Annotated in this window: 16 protein-coding genes; 8 read left to right on the top strand and 8 right to left on the bottom strand. The window is 59.2% G+C overall.

The features are described 5' to 3' along the window. The first annotated feature begins 35 nt into the window (after positions 1-35). Both GS614_RS07180 and GS614_RS07175 read left to right on the top strand, forming a co-directional pair. Positions 36-638, top strand: a complete 603-nt coding sequence (locus tag GS614_RS07180) for a 2-hydroxychromene-2-carboxylate isomerase (protein ID WP_171725839.1) — start codon at positions 36-38, stop codon at positions 636-638. Further along, the gene (locus tag GS614_RS07175; protein WP_171725838.1) at positions 635-1,468 is read left to right on the top strand and encodes an alpha/beta fold hydrolase; all 834 of its coding nucleotides are present in this window, start codon (positions 635-637) and stop codon (positions 1,466-1,468) included. Before GS614_RS07180 ends, GS614_RS07175 begins: the two co-directional genes overlap by 4 nt. Here the strand turns inward: GS614_RS07175 and GS614_RS07170 are convergent. Genes GS614_RS07170 through GS614_RS07160 form a run of 3 tightly spaced genes read right to left on the bottom strand, consistent with a single transcriptional unit; the run spans position 1,455 to position 3,891 of the window. Further along, entirely contained in the window at positions 1,455-2,489 is a 1,035-nt protein-coding gene (locus GS614_RS07170) for a low specificity L-threonine aldolase (protein ID WP_171206269.1), read from the bottom strand. The two genes, GS614_RS07175 and GS614_RS07170, sit on opposite strands and share 14 nt — an antisense overlap. After that, positions 2,489-2,962, bottom strand: a complete 474-nt coding sequence (locus GS614_RS07165) for a YcgN family cysteine cluster protein (protein ID WP_171206268.1) — start codon at positions 2,960-2,962, stop codon at positions 2,489-2,491. Before GS614_RS07165 ends, GS614_RS07170 begins: the two co-directional genes overlap by 1 nt. Beyond that, positions 2,959-3,891, bottom strand: a complete 933-nt coding sequence (locus GS614_RS07160; RefSeq protein ID WP_171725837.1) for a bifunctional riboflavin kinase/FAD synthetase — start codon at positions 3,889-3,891, stop codon at positions 2,959-2,961. The genes GS614_RS07165 and GS614_RS07160 overlap by 4 nt, the downstream gene beginning before the upstream one ends. A 259-nt stretch (positions 3,892-4,150) precedes the next feature. On the opposite strand from GS614_RS07160, the gene GS614_RS07155 reads away from it, so the two are divergent. Together GS614_RS07155 and GS614_RS07150 are read left to right on the top strand one after the other, a co-directional pair. Then, positions 4,151-4,732: a methylenetetrahydrofolate reductase C-terminal domain-containing protein gene (locus GS614_RS07155; protein WP_171725836.1), complete on the top strand. Its 582-nt coding sequence runs from the start codon at positions 4,151-4,153 to the stop codon at positions 4,730-4,732. After that, the gene (locus GS614_RS07150) at positions 4,729-5,718 is read left to right on the top strand and encodes a methylenetetrahydrofolate reductase (protein ID WP_171725835.1); all 990 of its coding nucleotides are present in this window, start codon (positions 4,729-4,731) and stop codon (positions 5,716-5,718) included. Before GS614_RS07155 ends, GS614_RS07150 begins: the two co-directional genes overlap by 4 nt. A 75-nt stretch (positions 5,719-5,793) precedes the next feature. On the opposite strand, the gene GS614_RS07145 is transcribed toward GS614_RS07150, so the two are convergent. From GS614_RS07145 to GS614_RS07125, 5 genes are all read right to left on the bottom strand, one after another. Then, the gene (locus tag GS614_RS07145; RefSeq protein ID WP_117872517.1) at positions 5,794-6,237 is read right to left on the bottom strand and encodes a MaoC family dehydratase; all 444 of its coding nucleotides are present in this window, start codon (positions 6,235-6,237) and stop codon (positions 5,794-5,796) included. A gap of 101 nt (positions 6,238-6,338) precedes the next feature. Continuing rightward, positions 6,339-7,214, bottom strand: a complete 876-nt coding sequence (locus GS614_RS07140) for a TIGR01459 family HAD-type hydrolase (RefSeq protein ID WP_171725834.1) — start codon at positions 7,212-7,214, stop codon at positions 6,339-6,341. Between the two features lie 102 nt (positions 7,215-7,316). Beyond that, a complete protein-coding gene (locus GS614_RS07135; protein WP_152458998.1) occupies positions 7,317-8,393 on the bottom strand; it encodes a DUF389 domain-containing protein in 1,077 nt (358 codons plus the stop codon). Between the two features lie 132 nt (positions 8,394-8,525). Next, positions 8,526-9,446 carry a manganese-dependent inorganic pyrophosphatase gene (locus GS614_RS07130; protein WP_171206265.1) on the bottom strand — a complete coding sequence of 307 codons (921 nt, stop codon included), beginning with the start codon at positions 9,444-9,446 and terminating at the stop codon, positions 8,526-8,528. Positions 9,447-9,556: 110 nt separating this feature from the next. Continuing rightward, the gene (locus GS614_RS07125; RefSeq protein WP_171206264.1) at positions 9,557-10,537 is read right to left on the bottom strand and encodes a TraB/GumN family protein; all 981 of its coding nucleotides are present in this window, start codon (positions 10,535-10,537) and stop codon (positions 9,557-9,559) included. A 110-nt stretch (positions 10,538-10,647) separates the two neighbouring features. On the opposite strand from GS614_RS07125, the gene GS614_RS07120 reads away from it, so the two are divergent. The 4 genes from GS614_RS07120 (at position 10,648) to GS614_RS07105 (ending at position 14,548) form a co-directional block, all read left to right on the top strand. Further along, positions 10,648-11,322 carry a DUF2161 domain-containing phosphodiesterase gene (locus GS614_RS07120; protein ID WP_171363922.1) on the top strand — a complete coding sequence of 225 codons (675 nt, stop codon included), beginning with the start codon at positions 10,648-10,650 and terminating at the stop codon, positions 11,320-11,322. A gap of 154 nt (positions 11,323-11,476) precedes the next feature. Then, entirely contained in the window at positions 11,477-11,764 is a 288-nt protein-coding gene (gene groES, locus GS614_RS07115) for a co-chaperone GroES (RefSeq protein WP_152458994.1), read from the top strand. A gap of 53 nt (positions 11,765-11,817) precedes the next feature. Continuing rightward, positions 11,818-13,461: a chaperonin GroEL gene (groL, locus tag GS614_RS07110; RefSeq protein WP_152458993.1), complete on the top strand. Its 1,644-nt coding sequence runs from the start codon at positions 11,818-11,820 to the stop codon at positions 13,459-13,461. A gap of 244 nt (positions 13,462-13,705) precedes the next feature. Further along, positions 13,706-14,548, top strand: a complete 843-nt coding sequence (locus GS614_RS07105; RefSeq protein ID WP_171725833.1) for a DMT family transporter — start codon at positions 13,706-13,708, stop codon at positions 14,546-14,548. Positions 14,549-14,574: the final 26 nt, after the last annotated feature.

Raw genomic sequence — 14,574 nt, 5'->3', positions numbered from 1 at the left:
CGTCCCGCAAAGGTAACGCAGCGGAGAAAGTGAACATGACCCAGATTGACTACTTTTTTGCGACAATTTCGCCCTACAGCTATCTTGCGGGGAACCGGCTGGAAGAGATTACGGCGAAACATGGTGCAACGATCAACTACAAGCCGCTGGACATCATGGCCCTGTTCGCACGCACCGGGGGCACGCCGCCGAAGGACCGTCATGTATCGCGCATCGAATACCGCGCTCAGGAGCTGCTGCGCCAATCGAAGAACCTGGGGATGGAGTTCAACCTGCAACCGGCGCACTGGCCGACCAACATGGCGCCGTCTTCCTATGCGATCATCGCCGCGATCAAGGATGGTTCGGGCGACGTAGGCAAGTTGTGCCAGTTGATCCTGCGCGCCTGCTGGGCCGAAGAAAAGGACGTCGCTCAGGATGATGTGATCCGGGACTGCCTGGCAAATACCGGGTTTGACCCGGAACTGGCCAACAGCGGTCTGCTGGTCGGGGCCGAAACCTATGCCGCCAATCTGGAAGAAGCCGTGGATCGCGGCGTGTTCGGCGCGCCGTTCTACATCACGCCGGATGGTCAACGCTTCTGGGGGCAGGATCGCCTGGACGATCTGGATCGGCATCTGTCCGAGATGAATGGATGACAGCCCCGACGGCGATGCAATCCGGTTTCGTGAGACGATTGGGCGACGGAGGGCGCAATTTGCTTGCCCTTCATTGCACCATTGCACATTCCGGCGCGTGGTCCGGCCTGGCCAAGGCATTGGATGGCAGCGTGTGTCTTGTTGCACCGGACATGCTGTCTCATGGGCGCAGTCCGGATTGGGACGGTCAAAGCGATTTCTTTGACGCTGTGACAGGGCTGGCGGCGGTCGAATTGACCGAGCCCACGGATCTGGTCGGCCATTCCTTTGGGGCGATCGTTGCGCTCAGACTGGCCATGGAGCACCCGGACCTTATTCGAAGCTTGACCCTGATCGAGCCTGTGTTCTTTGCCGTGGCAAAACAGGACGCGCCCGATTTGTTCGATCAGCACCTGCGAGAGTCCCAGCCGATTGAAGCAGCGTTCCAAGCAGGCGACAATGTGCTGGCCGCGCGGTTGTTCAACCGGATGTGGAGCACTGACATCAGCCCCAAATGGCCTGACCTGCCAGAGCGGACGCGCGCCAGCATGGTACGTGGGATTCATGTTGTTCCCGCGTCTTATCCCGTTCTGTACGATGACCGCGCCGGGTTGCTTGACCCCGACGGATGCAAGCGCGTATCGATGCCAACCCTGTTGCTGAGCGGATCAAAGACCCACCCGACGATCCCCGCAATCTGTGATGGATTGCAGCGCCGTCTGCCGAACGCACGCCATGACGTGGTGCAAGGTGCAGGGCATATGCTGCCCATTTCGCACCCCCGTGAAACCAGCGCGCTGCTTCGAAAGCTCTGGAAAGCTGGCCGCGGAACGGGTGTTACAACAGGCTGAGAAACTGATCGATCTCGGCCGTTCCGATCGACCAGTCGCAGACCAGTCGGCATGCAAGGCTTTCATCGTCATCGCCACCTTCCAGCTCAGCCCCCCAGAGGTGGTAGATTGCCCCGGCCTCATGCAGCTGTTTGTGCTTCGCGCGTGAAAAAGCGGCAAAGATCATATTGGCCTGTGGTTCGTGCAGGAACTCGGCCCCTTTTGCACGCAGGCCGCTGGCCAGCCGGGCACAGTTTGCGTTGGCCTGACGCGCCAGCTTCAGCCACAGATCATCCTCAAGATAAGCCGCCATCTGAGCGGACAGGTAGCGATGCTTGGAAAACAGATGCGCCCCGCGTTTGCGCCGCAGCTCGAATTCCCAGGCCTTGCTCTCGTCAAAGAACACCACCGCTTCAACGCCCATCAGCCCGTTTTTCGTGCCGCCAAAGCTGACCGCGTCCACCCCGGCTTTCCATGTCATGTCAGCCGGAGAGCAATTCAGGGCCACCAGGGCATTGCTGAACCGGGCCCCATCCAGATGGACCGGCAAGCCATATTCCTTTGCGACCCCGCACAGCGCCTGCAACTCCTCCAGCGAATAGACCGATCCGCGCTCGGTGACCTGGGTGATCGAAACCGGCCCGCGCTGCGGCCCGTGAACACCACGGGTTTCTTCGCCCAGGATGGACCCGCGCAGCGCGTCCGGCGCCATCTTGTCGCCGCCGGGAACAAGGGTCAGCTTGGCGCCGGTGAAAAACTCGGGCGCGTTGCACTCGTCTTCGTGAATATGGGCAACCGGAGAGCAGAAGATCGTTTCCCAAGGGTTGGACAATGTGGCAAGGGCCAGCGAATTTGCCGCTGTCCCCGTCGCCACCAGATAGACGGCCGCCCCCGGAGCTTCAAAGATGCTGCGAATGCGGTCACGCACCTCGTTCATCATCGTGTCGGCGCCATAGGCCATCTGGTAGCCCTGATTGGCCTCGGCCAGTTTGGCCATGACCTGCGGGTGAACCGGCCCGGAATTGTCAGATGCGAAATACATCAGCTAGGCTCCTCGATAATGTAGTCTTCCCACTCTTCCATGGGGGTTTCGAACTCGGACACCGTGCGCCCTCGGACCGACACGCCTGCGGCGTGCACGGTTTCCGGCGTACCAGACAACAATGGGTGCCAGTCGTAAAGCGGTTTGCCCTCCCACAGCAGCCGATAGGCGCAGGTTTGCGGCAACCAATAGGCGTGTTCGTCGATATTGTCGGGTGTCATGACGATGCATTCCGGGACAAATTGATGCCGGATGTCATATTGCGTGCAGCGGCAGCTTTCATCGTCCAGCAGTCGGCAGGCGACGCAGGTCAGGGCAACTTCGCCCGAGTCTTCATCTTCCAGCTTGTTGAGGCAGCACTTGCCGCAGCCGTCACACAGGGCCTCCCACTCGCGCTGGTTCATCTTGCGCAGGGGTTTGCGTTCCCAGAACCGGGCGGGCAGGCCGGTGCGTTCAATCGGATCGGCGCTCATAGGGCGGCCAGTATGCCCCGGGCCTGTTCACAATCGGCATTCATCTGCGTGATCAGACCATCCAGCCCCTTAAATGTCATTTCAGGGCGCAGGAATTCGATCAGCCCCACCGACAAGGTCGCCCCGTACAGGTCGCCGGAAAAGTCGAACAGGAAGGTTTCGATATTTGGCACTTCGCCATGGAACATCGGGCGCACCCCAACCGAGGCCGCGCCGTGATAACTGCCCTGATGCGGGCCATCCAGCACGTCGACCAATACCGCGTAGACACCGAATTTCGGCGGATGGAGCCCTTCGATGGACATGTTCGCAGTTGGGAAACCCAGTTCCCGCCCGCGTTGCTCGCCGCCGATCACCTCGCCTTCGATCCTGTGCCAATGGCCCAGCATCGCGGCTGCATCCCTTGTGCGACCCTCGCTCAATGCGGTGCGGATGGCGGTTGACGAGACCACGTTTTCCGACCGCTGCATCAAAGGGGCAATCGTCACGCCAAATCCCATCTCTTGCCCGAAGCGAACCAGATCGTCAGCCGTCCCACTGCGGCCCTTGCCAAAACAGAAATCGGCCCCGACCACGACATGGGACAGACCCAGACCGTCACAAATCACGTTGCGCGCGAATTCATCAGGGGAAAGCCCGGCCAGCGCCGCGTTGAACGGCAGCTCGTACAGTTTCTCCACACCCAGCTTCTCAAGCCGATGCGCCCGCGCATTGCCGCGCATCAGGCGGAACGGAGGAGAGTCCGGCGCAAAGTATTCACGTGGATGCGGCTCGAATGTCATGACCCCCAGTGGCGCATCCGGGGCCGCGTCGCGGGCCAGTTCGATGACCGACTGGTGCCCCAAATGGACGCCATCAAAATTCCCGATCGCAACGCTGGCGCCGCGATCTTCTGGCTCGACAAACTGGAAATCCCGGATGATGTGCATAGGCGATTGCGTAGCGTTGCGTTGCGATTTGTTCAAGCGGCAGTTTGAATTCAAGGCACGGGTCCTGGCGAAACACACCAAAACCATTTGTCAGACCTGATTGCACACAGGGCATCCCCGGAATGCTGTGCGACATTCGGCCAACTGCTTGATCCAAAAAAAATACTGGGTGTAGACTGGGTTTCCGGCCCTCGGACCACGCTGGGGGGCGGACGATGGCCCGGCCAGGTTCAAATGGACCCAGCACAGGAGGCAGACCATGTATCGATTGCGACTGTTCGCGATTCGCAACGCCCGTGCGTTCGAGTGGATTTACAAATGTGTCGAACGGGGCATGGTCGCGATGGATCCGGTCTTTGCAAGGATCGGCTACAACCGCGTTGAACGCCCCATCGCGCTGGTCGAAAAAGGCGTCAAAAGTCTTTTGTTTGATTGCAAGATGTGCGGACAATGCGTTTTGTCTTCGACGGGTATGTCTTGCCCGATGAACTGCCCCAAGCAACTGCGCAACGGCCCATGCGGCGGCGTACGCCCCGGTGAGTTCTGCGAGGTGAAGCCCGATATGAAATGCGTCTGGGCTTTGGCCTGGGACGGGGCCAGCCGCATGCAACATGGGGGCGACAAGATAAAAGAGGTCCTTCCGCCTGTGGAACACACGTTGAAGGGATCATCATCCTGGCTGCGGGTCAGCCGCGAGATCGCCGCGCAGGAACGCGAGACCCGAGACGCTGCCCGCGAAACGCTTGCGCAGGCGTTCCCGGAGGCGCGCGAAAACGAACCCTCTGCGGCACCTCTGGCTGCTGAACCCCCCAACGCGGTGAACCGGGAGCTGAAGAAATGAATGATGCCCATCGCAGCGAGGTCGAGCCGATCGGCTATGTGCCTGTTCCTGAAGGCTATGTCTCGCACAGTCGATTGGAAAGAGTTCTGCGTTCGGGCCGCTTTGCGGTGACCGCTGAACTGAACCCGCCAGACAGCGCTGACCCCGAGGATGTTTTTCAGGCGGCGCAGCCGCTGGGTGAAGTGGCGGATGCGATCAATGCAACCGATGCGTCTGGTGCCAACTGCCACATGTCTTCGATAGGGATCTGTGCGTTGTTGACCCGCGCGGGGTATTCTCCGGTCTATCAGATTTCCTGCCGAGACCGGAACCGGATCGCCATTCAGGGGGATGTTCTGGGGGCTGCGGCGCTGGGCGTCAGCAACGTGCTGTGCCTGACGGGCGACGGTGTCGGAGTTGGGGATCAACCGGGGGCAAAACCGGTGTTCGACTTCGATTCCCTGACCTTGCTGCGGACGATCCGAACGATGCGCGATCAGGGAAAGTTTCTCTCAGGCCGCAAGATCACGCGCCCCCCTCAACTGTTTTTGGGTGCGGCGGAAAACCCCTGTATACCACCTTATGACTGGCGCCCGGAACGTCTTGCAAAGAAGGTCGAGGCGGGGGCCGAGTTTATTCAGACCAACTATATCTACGACATTCCGCTCTTTGAAAGGTTCATGGATCGTGTTCGGGATGCCGGTCTGGACAAAAAAGTATTCATCATCGCCGGTGTGGGCCCCATCGCTTCGGCACGCGCGGCACGCTGGATGCGCAGCAATGTGCCCGGAATTCACATCCCGGATCATGTCATCGAGCGGATGGAAAAGGCCGAAAAGCCCGCGGAAGAGGGCAAGAAGATCTGTATTGAACTGATCCAGCAGATCAGAGACATCGCCGGTGTTTCCGGGGTTCATGTGATGGCCTACAGGCGTGAACACGTGGTATCGGAAATCATTCTGGAATCGGGTGCGCTGAAGGGGCGAAAACGAGCCCGTTCTTCCTGACGGCCTTGTGTGCAGTTGAGTGCCCAAACAAAAAAGGCGCCGCTCCGGCGCCTTTTGCAAAACTGTGTTTGCCAGTCAGTCGAACTTGCGCGACGGGGCAAGCACCATGGCTTCGCCGATCAGGACCTTCTTGCCCTCGACCGAACAATGGCAGTCCAGCTTGACTCGGCGCTTGGCAAAATCGATGTCGATCACCTTCACCTCGGCATAGACCATGTCACCCGGACGCACAGGCGCCAGGAACTTCAGTGACTGCCCCATGTAAACAGTACCATGACCCGGCAGTTGTTCACCAATCACGGCCGAGATCAGACCCGCCGTCAGCATTCCGTGGGCAATACGGCCTTCGAAGATCGTATCGCGGGCATAGTCGTCGTCCAGATGCACCGGATTCCGGTCGGTCGAGACCTGCGCGAACATTTCGATATCTTCATCCGTCACCACTTTGCGCAGGTGGCGGGACATGCCCATTTCGATGTCTTCGATACAGATCGTTCCGCGCGGAAGATTGTCCAACATGTTGCCCTCACTCGAAATCGGCCGTGAAAGAAAAAACCATCATTTGGCCAAGGTTGGCAACTTTATTACTTCGCAGTTGCAGAAAATCAAGTCTTTTCTTGCTACCTCAAGCGCCCGATCGTGTAGGTTGGATTGATCTTTTCCCTTTCAATATAGGCGGTTAGGGATTCGTGGTGCGGATGATGCGACGTTTTTGTTTCTGCCGCGGCCAATCCGCCCGAGATGAACAGAGAATCAATGCCCTCTCCCATGCCGCCCAGAATGTCCGTGTGGGGGCCATCGCCGATCACCAGAATGTCACTGTCGGGGATATCGTGCCCCAGTTCCTGCAACCTGCGACGGGCCAGATCATAGATCGGGGGATGCGGTTTGCCGAAATACAGGCTCTCGCCGCCCATTTCGGTGTACAGCCTGGCCAAAGCACCGGCACACCATTCGCGCACCTCGCCGCGGTCCACCACAATGTCAGGGTTCGCACAAAGCAGTTTCATCCCCATCTGCTTGGCGTACAGGAAATCCGGCCGGTTCACATCCGGGTCGGCCATCGGGTCGAACGGGCCGCAGCAGACAATACCCTCGGCTTCCTTCAGCGGCACACGCTCGATATGGATGGGGTGATCCAGCAGTTTCAGCGGTTCGAAAAAGCCCGCATCGCGCTGCCACTCGCCCATGAAATAAACCTTGTGCCCCACAGCACCCCGGAACATCGCAGATCGCGCGGAATCCCCGCTGGTGGCGATGGTGTCATACGCGTCGGTGGGGACGTTGAATTGCACGAGTTGCTCTGCCACCCCGGCGCGGGGTTTGGGAGAGTTCGTGACCAAGACCACCAGTCCACCCTTGGCGCGATAGGCCTTCAGCGCTTCGACGGCCTCGGGGTAGGCCGTGATGCCGTTGTGAACACAGCCCCAAAGGTCGACGAACAATGCTTTGTAACGGTCCGAGATCTCGGAAAGCGAGGAAACGATCTGGGTCATGGGGGCCTCTGGGTCTGATATCGCGCTGCCGACAGCTATGGCAAAGCTTGGGCCCGAACACCATCCCGCATTCCCGTTTGCGCGAAGGAATGGGTGAAACTGCTACTCATCTTCGGTAATTTCAGTGACGTCCGGGGCCTGCTGAACGTTTTCGGTTCCCAGGATGATCTGGGCCCCGATACGCGGCTGATACCGGATAATGGCCAGGTATCCGGGTCCAAGCTCCTCCTCCAGCACCCCGACCAGAGGGGTCTCACGCAGCTTGGGTGGCAGCAAACCGGCAATGGAAGAAACCTTGAACTGCGCTTCGGCTGGCAGATCGACGATCAGCCAAACCTCGGCCCGCTTGCGCTGAGCGTTGACGTCGATGCGGATGATTTCCACGGAAACCGGATCGGCCCATTCGCGAATGGCATCGGCCAGTTGCGCCTCGGTGCGCGTCTCCAGATAACGGTTGTAGGTGGACTTCCCAAGTTGCAGGACGACGACGACCAGAAACGCGATCGCGACAAAGACGCTGGCGGTGAAGTTCAGCTTGCGCTTTCCCTTGCTGAAAACCACGGACCGCGCGGCATAGACAAGATAAACCGCGCAGGCTGACAGAATGATCGCGCCAAGGTTCGTTGCGAAAAGCAGCCCTGCCTCATAGGCCTCGGCGGGTTCGTCAAAATATAAAAGAATGCCCGAGGCCGACAGCGGGGGAACAAGCGAAACACCGATGGCCGCGCCGGGTAGAAGGCTCAATTCGGATTTGTTGATCTGGACATAGGCCCCGGCCACACCGGCAGCGAGCGCGACGATCAGGTCTTCGGTGCCGGGATCGGTGCGCGCCAGGACCTGATCGGGGATCAAAATGCCACGGGGAACATCGGCGACATAGACCAGAAACCACGCCATCATCACGCAGACAATGGCAGCCAGGCAGACCGTAAGCGCCAGCGTCACCGCGCGTTTCAGCCATCCCATGACCATCGCGGCGGCCACCCCGAGGATCGGGGTCATCAGCGGCGCCACAAGCATGGCCGCGATCACGACAGCGCCGGAGTTGCGCAGCAAACCCATGGTGGCAATCACGACAGACAGTGTCAGCAACATTGCAAAGCGTCGCCAATACGCCGCCTTGTCGGCACCTTCAAAAAGAAGGATGCTGCGGGTGGTGCTTAGTTTTCGTACGACCATTGCATTTACCTGACCTGGGATAGGCTTTGGACCCCCGGTCAGACTAACAACCGACAACGCGTCCGCAAATGGCTGTCAGCAAAGAAAAAAGGCGCCCGAATTGGACGCCTTCAGATTTGGGTCGCTTGAGGATCAGACCTTCAGGTTCGGAATGATCTGCTTTTTGCGGCTCATGATACCGGGCAGAACGACGGCGTCCCCGTCCACGGTTGCGCCAAAGCTCTTCTCGGCCACGGTTTTGACCAGATCATTGGGGACCAGCAGCGTGGCCTCTTCGTTCAGGATATCAACCACGAACAGCAGCACCTGATCGACGCCGTCTTCCTTGGCAACGTCCACCATCGAGTCCACCAGGCTGGCCTTGCGGTCCAGAACGACGCCGGGGGCGGTGGTTTCCAGAACCGAGACCCGGAATTTGGTGCCGTCGACCTCGTATTCTTTACTGTCCATGCGGATCAACTCGGCGTCCGAAAAGGACGAGACATCCGATTTCGCCGCGAACATGTCTGCCGCATATGCCGAAATGTCCAGCTCGAGCTCGGCCGCCAGACGTTCTGCAACCTCGCGGTCATGCGCCGTGGTGGTGGGAGAGCGGAATTCCAGAGTATCCGACAGAATGCAGGTAAGCGCAGCGCCCTTGATGGCGTCGGGCATCTTGGCCGCATCTTCGCCCATCAGATCAACCATGATGGTGGCGGTGCAGGCCAGGGGGCGAACGGTGATGTCGATCGGGCCTTTGGTTTCCAGGCCACCGACCAGCTTGTGATGGTCGATGATGGCGCGGATGTCCGCGTCGTTGATGTTGGCCGGCAGTTCGGCGGGGTTGTTGGTGTCGACGATAACCACCGGGGTTTCCGCAGGCAGGTCCTCAAGGATCCGCGGCTTGGGCAAGTCCCAGTTTTCCAGCATGAATGTTGCTTCGGTGTTGGGTTCACCCAGCAGCACGGGTTCGGTCTGCTCACCCTTGACCTCGTTCAGGTACCACGACCACAGGATCGGCGAACCTGTGGAATCTGTGTCGGGGGATTTGTGGCCAAATACTAGCGTCGTCATGTCAGTGTCCTGCGGAATGGAAATTTGCGCGCCTTATAGGGCGGCTAAAAGCCGTTGTCACGCCGCTGAGCACTGTCTGCGACGCTTGGTCTGAAAACCGCTGGGTCCGTTCAGAATTTGGCGCGTGTCAGAACGTATCCAGCCTGTTCCAGCTGGTTCAGCAGGCCGTAGTCATCGCTCAGGTGCCCCGCGCCGACCGCAATTACAACTGTCTGATCCCTGATGTCCAGAATCTGCGCCATCCAGTTGGCATTTCGCTGCACCAGCAACTGCTGCTCGAAATTTTGCCATTCCGCATCAAAGGCTTCGGGGCTCAGGCCCGACTGCTCAAGCCCCTGTAGGCGGGCAAGCTGTATGATCTCGGCGTGCTTTTCTTCCAGATACGCGTTGGCCATGGTGGCCAATTGGTCCGCATTGCCCTGCATCGCCCCGGACAGGCGCACAAGCGACTCGACCTGTTTCTCGAGCGGATAACTGTCGAACATGGCCATCAGGTCTTCGATTCGTTCCAGCGAGTGCTGCGGGATACCTTTTTCAACGGCTAGATCGTTCAGGCGGGCGTCCATTCCGTAAGTTGAATTCGGGTCCTCGATCATGCAGGGCGGAATGCTCAGCATCATGGTCAGGAACCACGGACGCATCTTCGCAGCCATCCAGCCGGGGATGCCGCGCTGGGCCAGGGCTGCGGACAGCGCATCCCAGTCGTCTTCCGCCATCAGATCGATCAAAGTAGGGCCCGAGGTAATCATCACCGCACTCAGGTCGTTGGCCATGGTCTTTTCGAAGGCGTCCATGTCGTGCTGAGTGACTTCGAAATAAAAGGCGTCCGCTTTGCTGAGTTCGGGCGACAGGCGGTCAATCACGTCTTCCATGCGCGGATCGTAACTGTGCAAAGTGCCGATGATGTGCAAAACCGTGTCGCCCTTGCGTGCAATCCAGTGATTGCCTTCGGGATAAGCGATCTGGGCCACTGCACTTTGCAATTTGGTCCGGGTTTCCTCGGGCAGTTGCGGGCGCAGGTCCACCCCCTCGCACGCGGCCTGAGCCGAGATCGGAAACAGAAGGAACGCAAGAAAAGTGAGCAAACGCATGGGGCCAGCCTAAATGGTGTCAAGAAGTTGAACCCAGACTTAGCCACGCCACCTGCCGATGTTCAAGCCGCCCGTCTGGTATTCTCCGGCAATCTGCGTAGCATGGCGGCATGAACCGCGAGCAGGATCTTTATCCCCCGGTCAAGGCGCTGCTGGAGCGTCAGGGATACACCGTCAAAGGTGAAGTCGGCGCAGCCGACATCGTTGCGGTGCGCGATGGGGATGCGCCGGTGATCGTCGAACTGAAACTGCGGTTCACGCTGGCCCTGTTTCATCAGGCGATCACCCGGCTGAAACTCACTGATCTGGTTTATGTTGCAGTCTACAAACCCACGGGCCGAACGGCCCGGCGGGCGCTCAAGGATAATCTGGCACTGTGTCGTAGGCTTGGCCTGGGCCTGATCACCGTGCGGGCTGATGGCACGGTCGAGGTTCAGTGCGATCCCGGCCCCTACGCGCCCCGTAAGAACAAAGCCAGGGCCGCACGGTTGCTGCGCGAATTCGACCGGCTGCAAGGCGACCCGAACGCTGGGGGCGCGACGCGCCATGGTATCGTGACGGCGTATCGGCAGGATGCGCTGAAATGTGCGGCCTATCTGGCCGAAAATGGCCCGTCCAAGGGGGCGGATGTCGCCAGATCGGTCGCGGTCCCGGTCGCCACCCGGCTTATGCGGGAAAACCACTACGGGTGGTTCGAGAAGGTTGAAAAAGGCATCTATGGGCTTACGTCAGAGGGCGCAGAAGGGTTGAAGCATTGGGCCTATAGCTGGGAACAGGCTGACTGATCCATTTTGCAAAAAAAAATCTCTCACAAATTGTTGACTCGGACTTTTAGACTCCCTAGCTATGCGTCGTTATCACTCACACACCCCGAGTGCTAACGCCTCGTCGGAAGGCGGGGGGAGGATAGATAAACTTTGAGCCCAAGGAGCTACAAAGATGGCATTGAAACCGCTTCATGACCGTGTGCTGGTTCGCCGCGTAGAGAGCGAAGAGAAAACCGCAGGCGGCCTGATCATCCCTGACAGCGCAAAAGAAAAGCCGAGCGAAGGCGAAGTCGTCGCAACCGGCGAAGGTGCGCGCAAGGACAGCGGCGAACTGATCGCAATGGCTGTCAAAGCTGGGGACAAGATCCTGTTCGGCAAATGGTCGGGCACCGAGGTCAACGTCAACGGCGAAGAGCTGCTGATGATGAAAGAAAGCGACATCATGGGGATCATCGAGTAAGCGCGCGCTTTCTCTGATCTTCATTTCAAACTTATTTCTCAAGGAGAAACGACATGGCTGCAAAGGACGTCAAATTCGACACCGATGCCCGCAACCGTATGCTGAAGGGTGTGAACATCCTGGCCGACGCGGTTAAAGTGACCCTGGGCCCCAAAGGCCGCAACGTGGTTCTGGACAAATCTTTCGGCGCACCGCGCATCACCAAGGACGGTGTTTCGGTTGCCAAGGAAATCGAACTGGAAGACAAGTTCGAAAACATGGGCGCGCAGATGGTGAAAGAAGTCGCCAGCCGCACCAATGACGAAGCCGGCGACGGCACCACCACCGCAACCGTTCTGGCACAGGCGATCGTAAAAGAAGGCCTGAAGCAGGTTGCAGCTGGCCTGAACCCAATGGACCTGAAGCGCGGCATCGACCTGGCAACCGCCAAGGTTGTTGAAGGCATCAAAGAAGCCTCGCGCGAAGTCAAAGACTCGGCAGAAGTTGCTCAGGTTGGCACCATCTCGGCCAACGGCGAAGCCGAAATCGGTCAGCAGATCGCAGACGCGATGCAGAAGGTTGGCAACGAAGGTGTCATCACCGTCGAAGAAAACAAAGGTCTGGAAACCGAGACCGACGTTGTCGAAGGTATGCAGTTCGACCGCGGCTACCTGTCGCCTTACTTCGTCACCAACGCAGACAAGATGATTGCAGAGCTCGACGACTGCATGATCCTGCTGCACGAGAAGAAACTCTCGTCGCTGCAGCCGATGGTTCCGCTGCTGGAACAAGTGATCCAGTCGCAGAAGCCGCTGCTGATCATCGCGGAAGACGTTGAAGGTGAAGCGCTGGCAACTCTGGTTGTCAACAAACTGCGCGGCGGCCTGAAAATTGCTGCTGTCAAAGCACCTGGCTTCGGCGATCGCCGTAAGGCCATGTTGCAGGACATCGCAATCCTGACCGGCGGTCAGGTTATCAGCGAAGATCTGGGCATGAAGCTCGAGTCCGTCACCATGGACATGCTGGGCACCGCCAAGAAAATCGAAATCACCAAAGACGAAACCACCATCGTCGACGGTGCTGGCGAGAAAGCCGAGATCGAAGCACGTGTTGCTCAGATCCGCACCCAGATCGAAGAAACCACCAGCGACTACGACCGCGAGAAGCTGCAAGAGCGCGTTGCCAAACTGGCAGGCGGTGTTGCCGTTATCCGCGTCGGCGGCATGACCGAAGTCGAAGTGAAAGAGCGTAAGGACCGTGTGGACGATGCTCTGAACGCAACACGCGCTGCCGTTCAGGAAGGCGTTGTTGTGGGCGGTGGTGTTGCTCTGGTCCAGGCCGGTAAAGCACTGGAAGCTCTGAAAGGTGCAAACGCCGATCAGGACGCAGGTATCAACATCGTTCGCAAGGCAATCGAAGCGCCGCTGCGCCAGATCGCCGAGAACGCGGGTGTCGACGGCGCGGTTGTAGCCGGTAAGGTCCGTGAATCGTCGGACGCAGCGTTCGGCTTCAACGCGCAGACCGAAGAATATGGCGACATGTTCTCGTTCGGTGTGATTGACCCGGCCAAAGTGGTTCGGACTGCTCTGGAAGACGCTGCATCGGTTGCTGGCCTGCTGGTCACCACCGAAGCAATGGTTGCCGACAAGCCGGCCAAGGAAGGCGCGGCACCTGCCGGCGGCATGCCCGACATGGGCGGCATGGGCGGCATGATGTAAGCACGCCGTATTCGCCTCTGGCGAATTCTGGCGACCCGACAGGCGCTTGGCGGTATCGCCAAGCTGCCGAGAGGGGAGCATTGGAGCTTGAGAACGGGGTCGCCTTCGGGCGGCCCCGTTTTGTGTTGACAGTTCTGTTTTCAAGGCGTGTTTAGACGCTGCTTTGTCCGGCGCCGGATGTCTGTTCCCACAACCTTCGCGAAAGTGAGTGTGCAAATCCCGCCCGAACGGTTATGCGGATGGCATGAGATTGTTTTTGCTCACCGCCCTGACCATGTGTGCCTTTGCGGCGAACTCCATTCTGAACCGGCTGGCCATCGACAGCGGAGCCAGCGATCCAACCGGATTTGCCATCGTTCGGGTTTTGGCGGGGGCCGTGGTCCTGGCCGCTCTTGTGCTGGCACGCGGAGGGCGCCTTCCGCTGCGCAATCGAAGGCGGATCATTGGCGCGGGGTCGTTGACGCTCTACATGATCGGATTTTCAATCGCCTACCTGACGCTGGATGCAGGCTTGGGTGCATTGATTCTGTTCGGCGTGGTGCAAATTACGATGTTTTCTGTCGGCGCATTGACGGGCGCGACTCCGACCGCCCGGCAGGTGGCGGGGGCAGGGGTTGCGCTTGCAGGTCTTGCCTACGTGCTGTGGCCGACTGGCGCCGTTCAAGTCGACTTGGCTGGCGCGGCTCTGATGGCCGCCGCCGGTATTGGTTGGGCCCTTTACTCGATAGCGGGTCGATCAGAAACAAACCCGCTGGAGGGAACGGCCGCCAATTTCATTGTCGCTTTGCCGGTGACTGCCCTGGCGATGCTTGCCGGCGGCAGCATCTGGCAGATGAGCGGGGCGGGATATCTGCTGGCCGTCCTGTCCGGCGCGGTAACATCCGGGCTTGGTTATGCTTTGTGGTACCGTGTTTTGCCTCAACTGGCCCCGTCCGTGGCGGCTGTCGTTCAACTCAGCGTGCCAGTGATCGCAATTCTCGGCGGTGTCGCCTTTCTGGGCGAGATTGCCGGAGTGCAGCTGATCATCGGCGCCACGCTTGTTTTGGGCGGTATCGCGCTGGCCGTGCTGCGACGTCACCGGCGCTAGGGCTTTTATCAAAGGCTGATAGGCTT

This window comes from Ruegeria sp. HKCCD6604, assembly GCF_013110635.1.
In the GTDB taxonomy this organism is placed as follows: Bacteria; Pseudomonadota; Alphaproteobacteria; order Rhodobacterales; family Rhodobacteraceae; genus Ruegeria.
The sequence above is the reverse complement of the archived record's forward strand: the minus strand, read 5'-3'. Positions and strand labels throughout refer to the sequence as shown.

Excerpts from the sequence above, each read along its gene's own strand:
- GS614_RS07180 (WP_171725839.1), top strand. The coding sequence starts at position 36 with ATGACCCAGATTGACTACTTTTTTGCGACAATTTCGCCCTACAGCTAT.
- GS614_RS07175 (WP_171725838.1), top strand. The coding sequence starts at position 635 with ATGACAGCCCCGACGGCGATGCAATCCGGTTTCGTGAGACGATTGGGC.
- GS614_RS07170 (WP_171206269.1), bottom strand. The coding sequence starts at position 2,489 with ATGTATTTCGCATCTGACAATTCCGGGCCGGTTCACCCGCAGGTCATG.
- GS614_RS07165 (WP_171206268.1), bottom strand. The coding sequence starts at position 2,962 with ATGAGCGCCGATCCGATTGAACGCACCGGCCTGCCCGCCCGGTTCTGG.
- GS614_RS07160 (WP_171725837.1), bottom strand. The coding sequence starts at position 3,891 with ATGCACATCATCCGGGATTTCCAGTTTGTCGAGCCAGAAGATCGCGGC.
- GS614_RS07155 (WP_171725836.1), top strand. The coding sequence starts at position 4,151 with ATGTATCGATTGCGACTGTTCGCGATTCGCAACGCCCGTGCGTTCGAG.
- GS614_RS07150 (WP_171725835.1), top strand. The coding sequence starts at position 4,729 with ATGAATGATGCCCATCGCAGCGAGGTCGAGCCGATCGGCTATGTGCCT.
- GS614_RS07145 (WP_117872517.1), bottom strand. The coding sequence starts at position 6,237 with ATGTTGGACAATCTTCCGCGCGGAACGATCTGTATCGAAGACATCGAA.
- GS614_RS07140 (WP_171725834.1), bottom strand. The coding sequence starts at position 7,214 with ATGACCCAGATCGTTTCCTCGCTTTCCGAGATCTCGGACCGTTACAAA.
- GS614_RS07135 (WP_152458998.1), bottom strand. The coding sequence starts at position 8,393 with ATGGTCGTACGAAAACTAAGCACCACCCGCAGCATCCTTCTTTTTGAA.
- GS614_RS07130 (WP_171206265.1), bottom strand. The coding sequence starts at position 9,446 with ATGACGACGCTAGTATTTGGCCACAAATCCCCCGACACAGATTCCACA.
- GS614_RS07125 (WP_171206264.1), bottom strand. The coding sequence starts at position 10,537 with ATGCGTTTGCTCACTTTTCTTGCGTTCCTTCTGTTTCCGATCTCGGCT.
- GS614_RS07120 (WP_171363922.1), top strand. The coding sequence starts at position 10,648 with ATGAACCGCGAGCAGGATCTTTATCCCCCGGTCAAGGCGCTGCTGGAG.
- groES (WP_152458994.1), top strand. The coding sequence starts at position 11,477 with ATGGCATTGAAACCGCTTCATGACCGTGTGCTGGTTCGCCGCGTAGAG.
- groL (WP_152458993.1), top strand. The coding sequence starts at position 11,818 with ATGGCTGCAAAGGACGTCAAATTCGACACCGATGCCCGCAACCGTATG.
- GS614_RS07105 (WP_171725833.1), top strand. The coding sequence starts at position 13,706 with ATGAGATTGTTTTTGCTCACCGCCCTGACCATGTGTGCCTTTGCGGCG.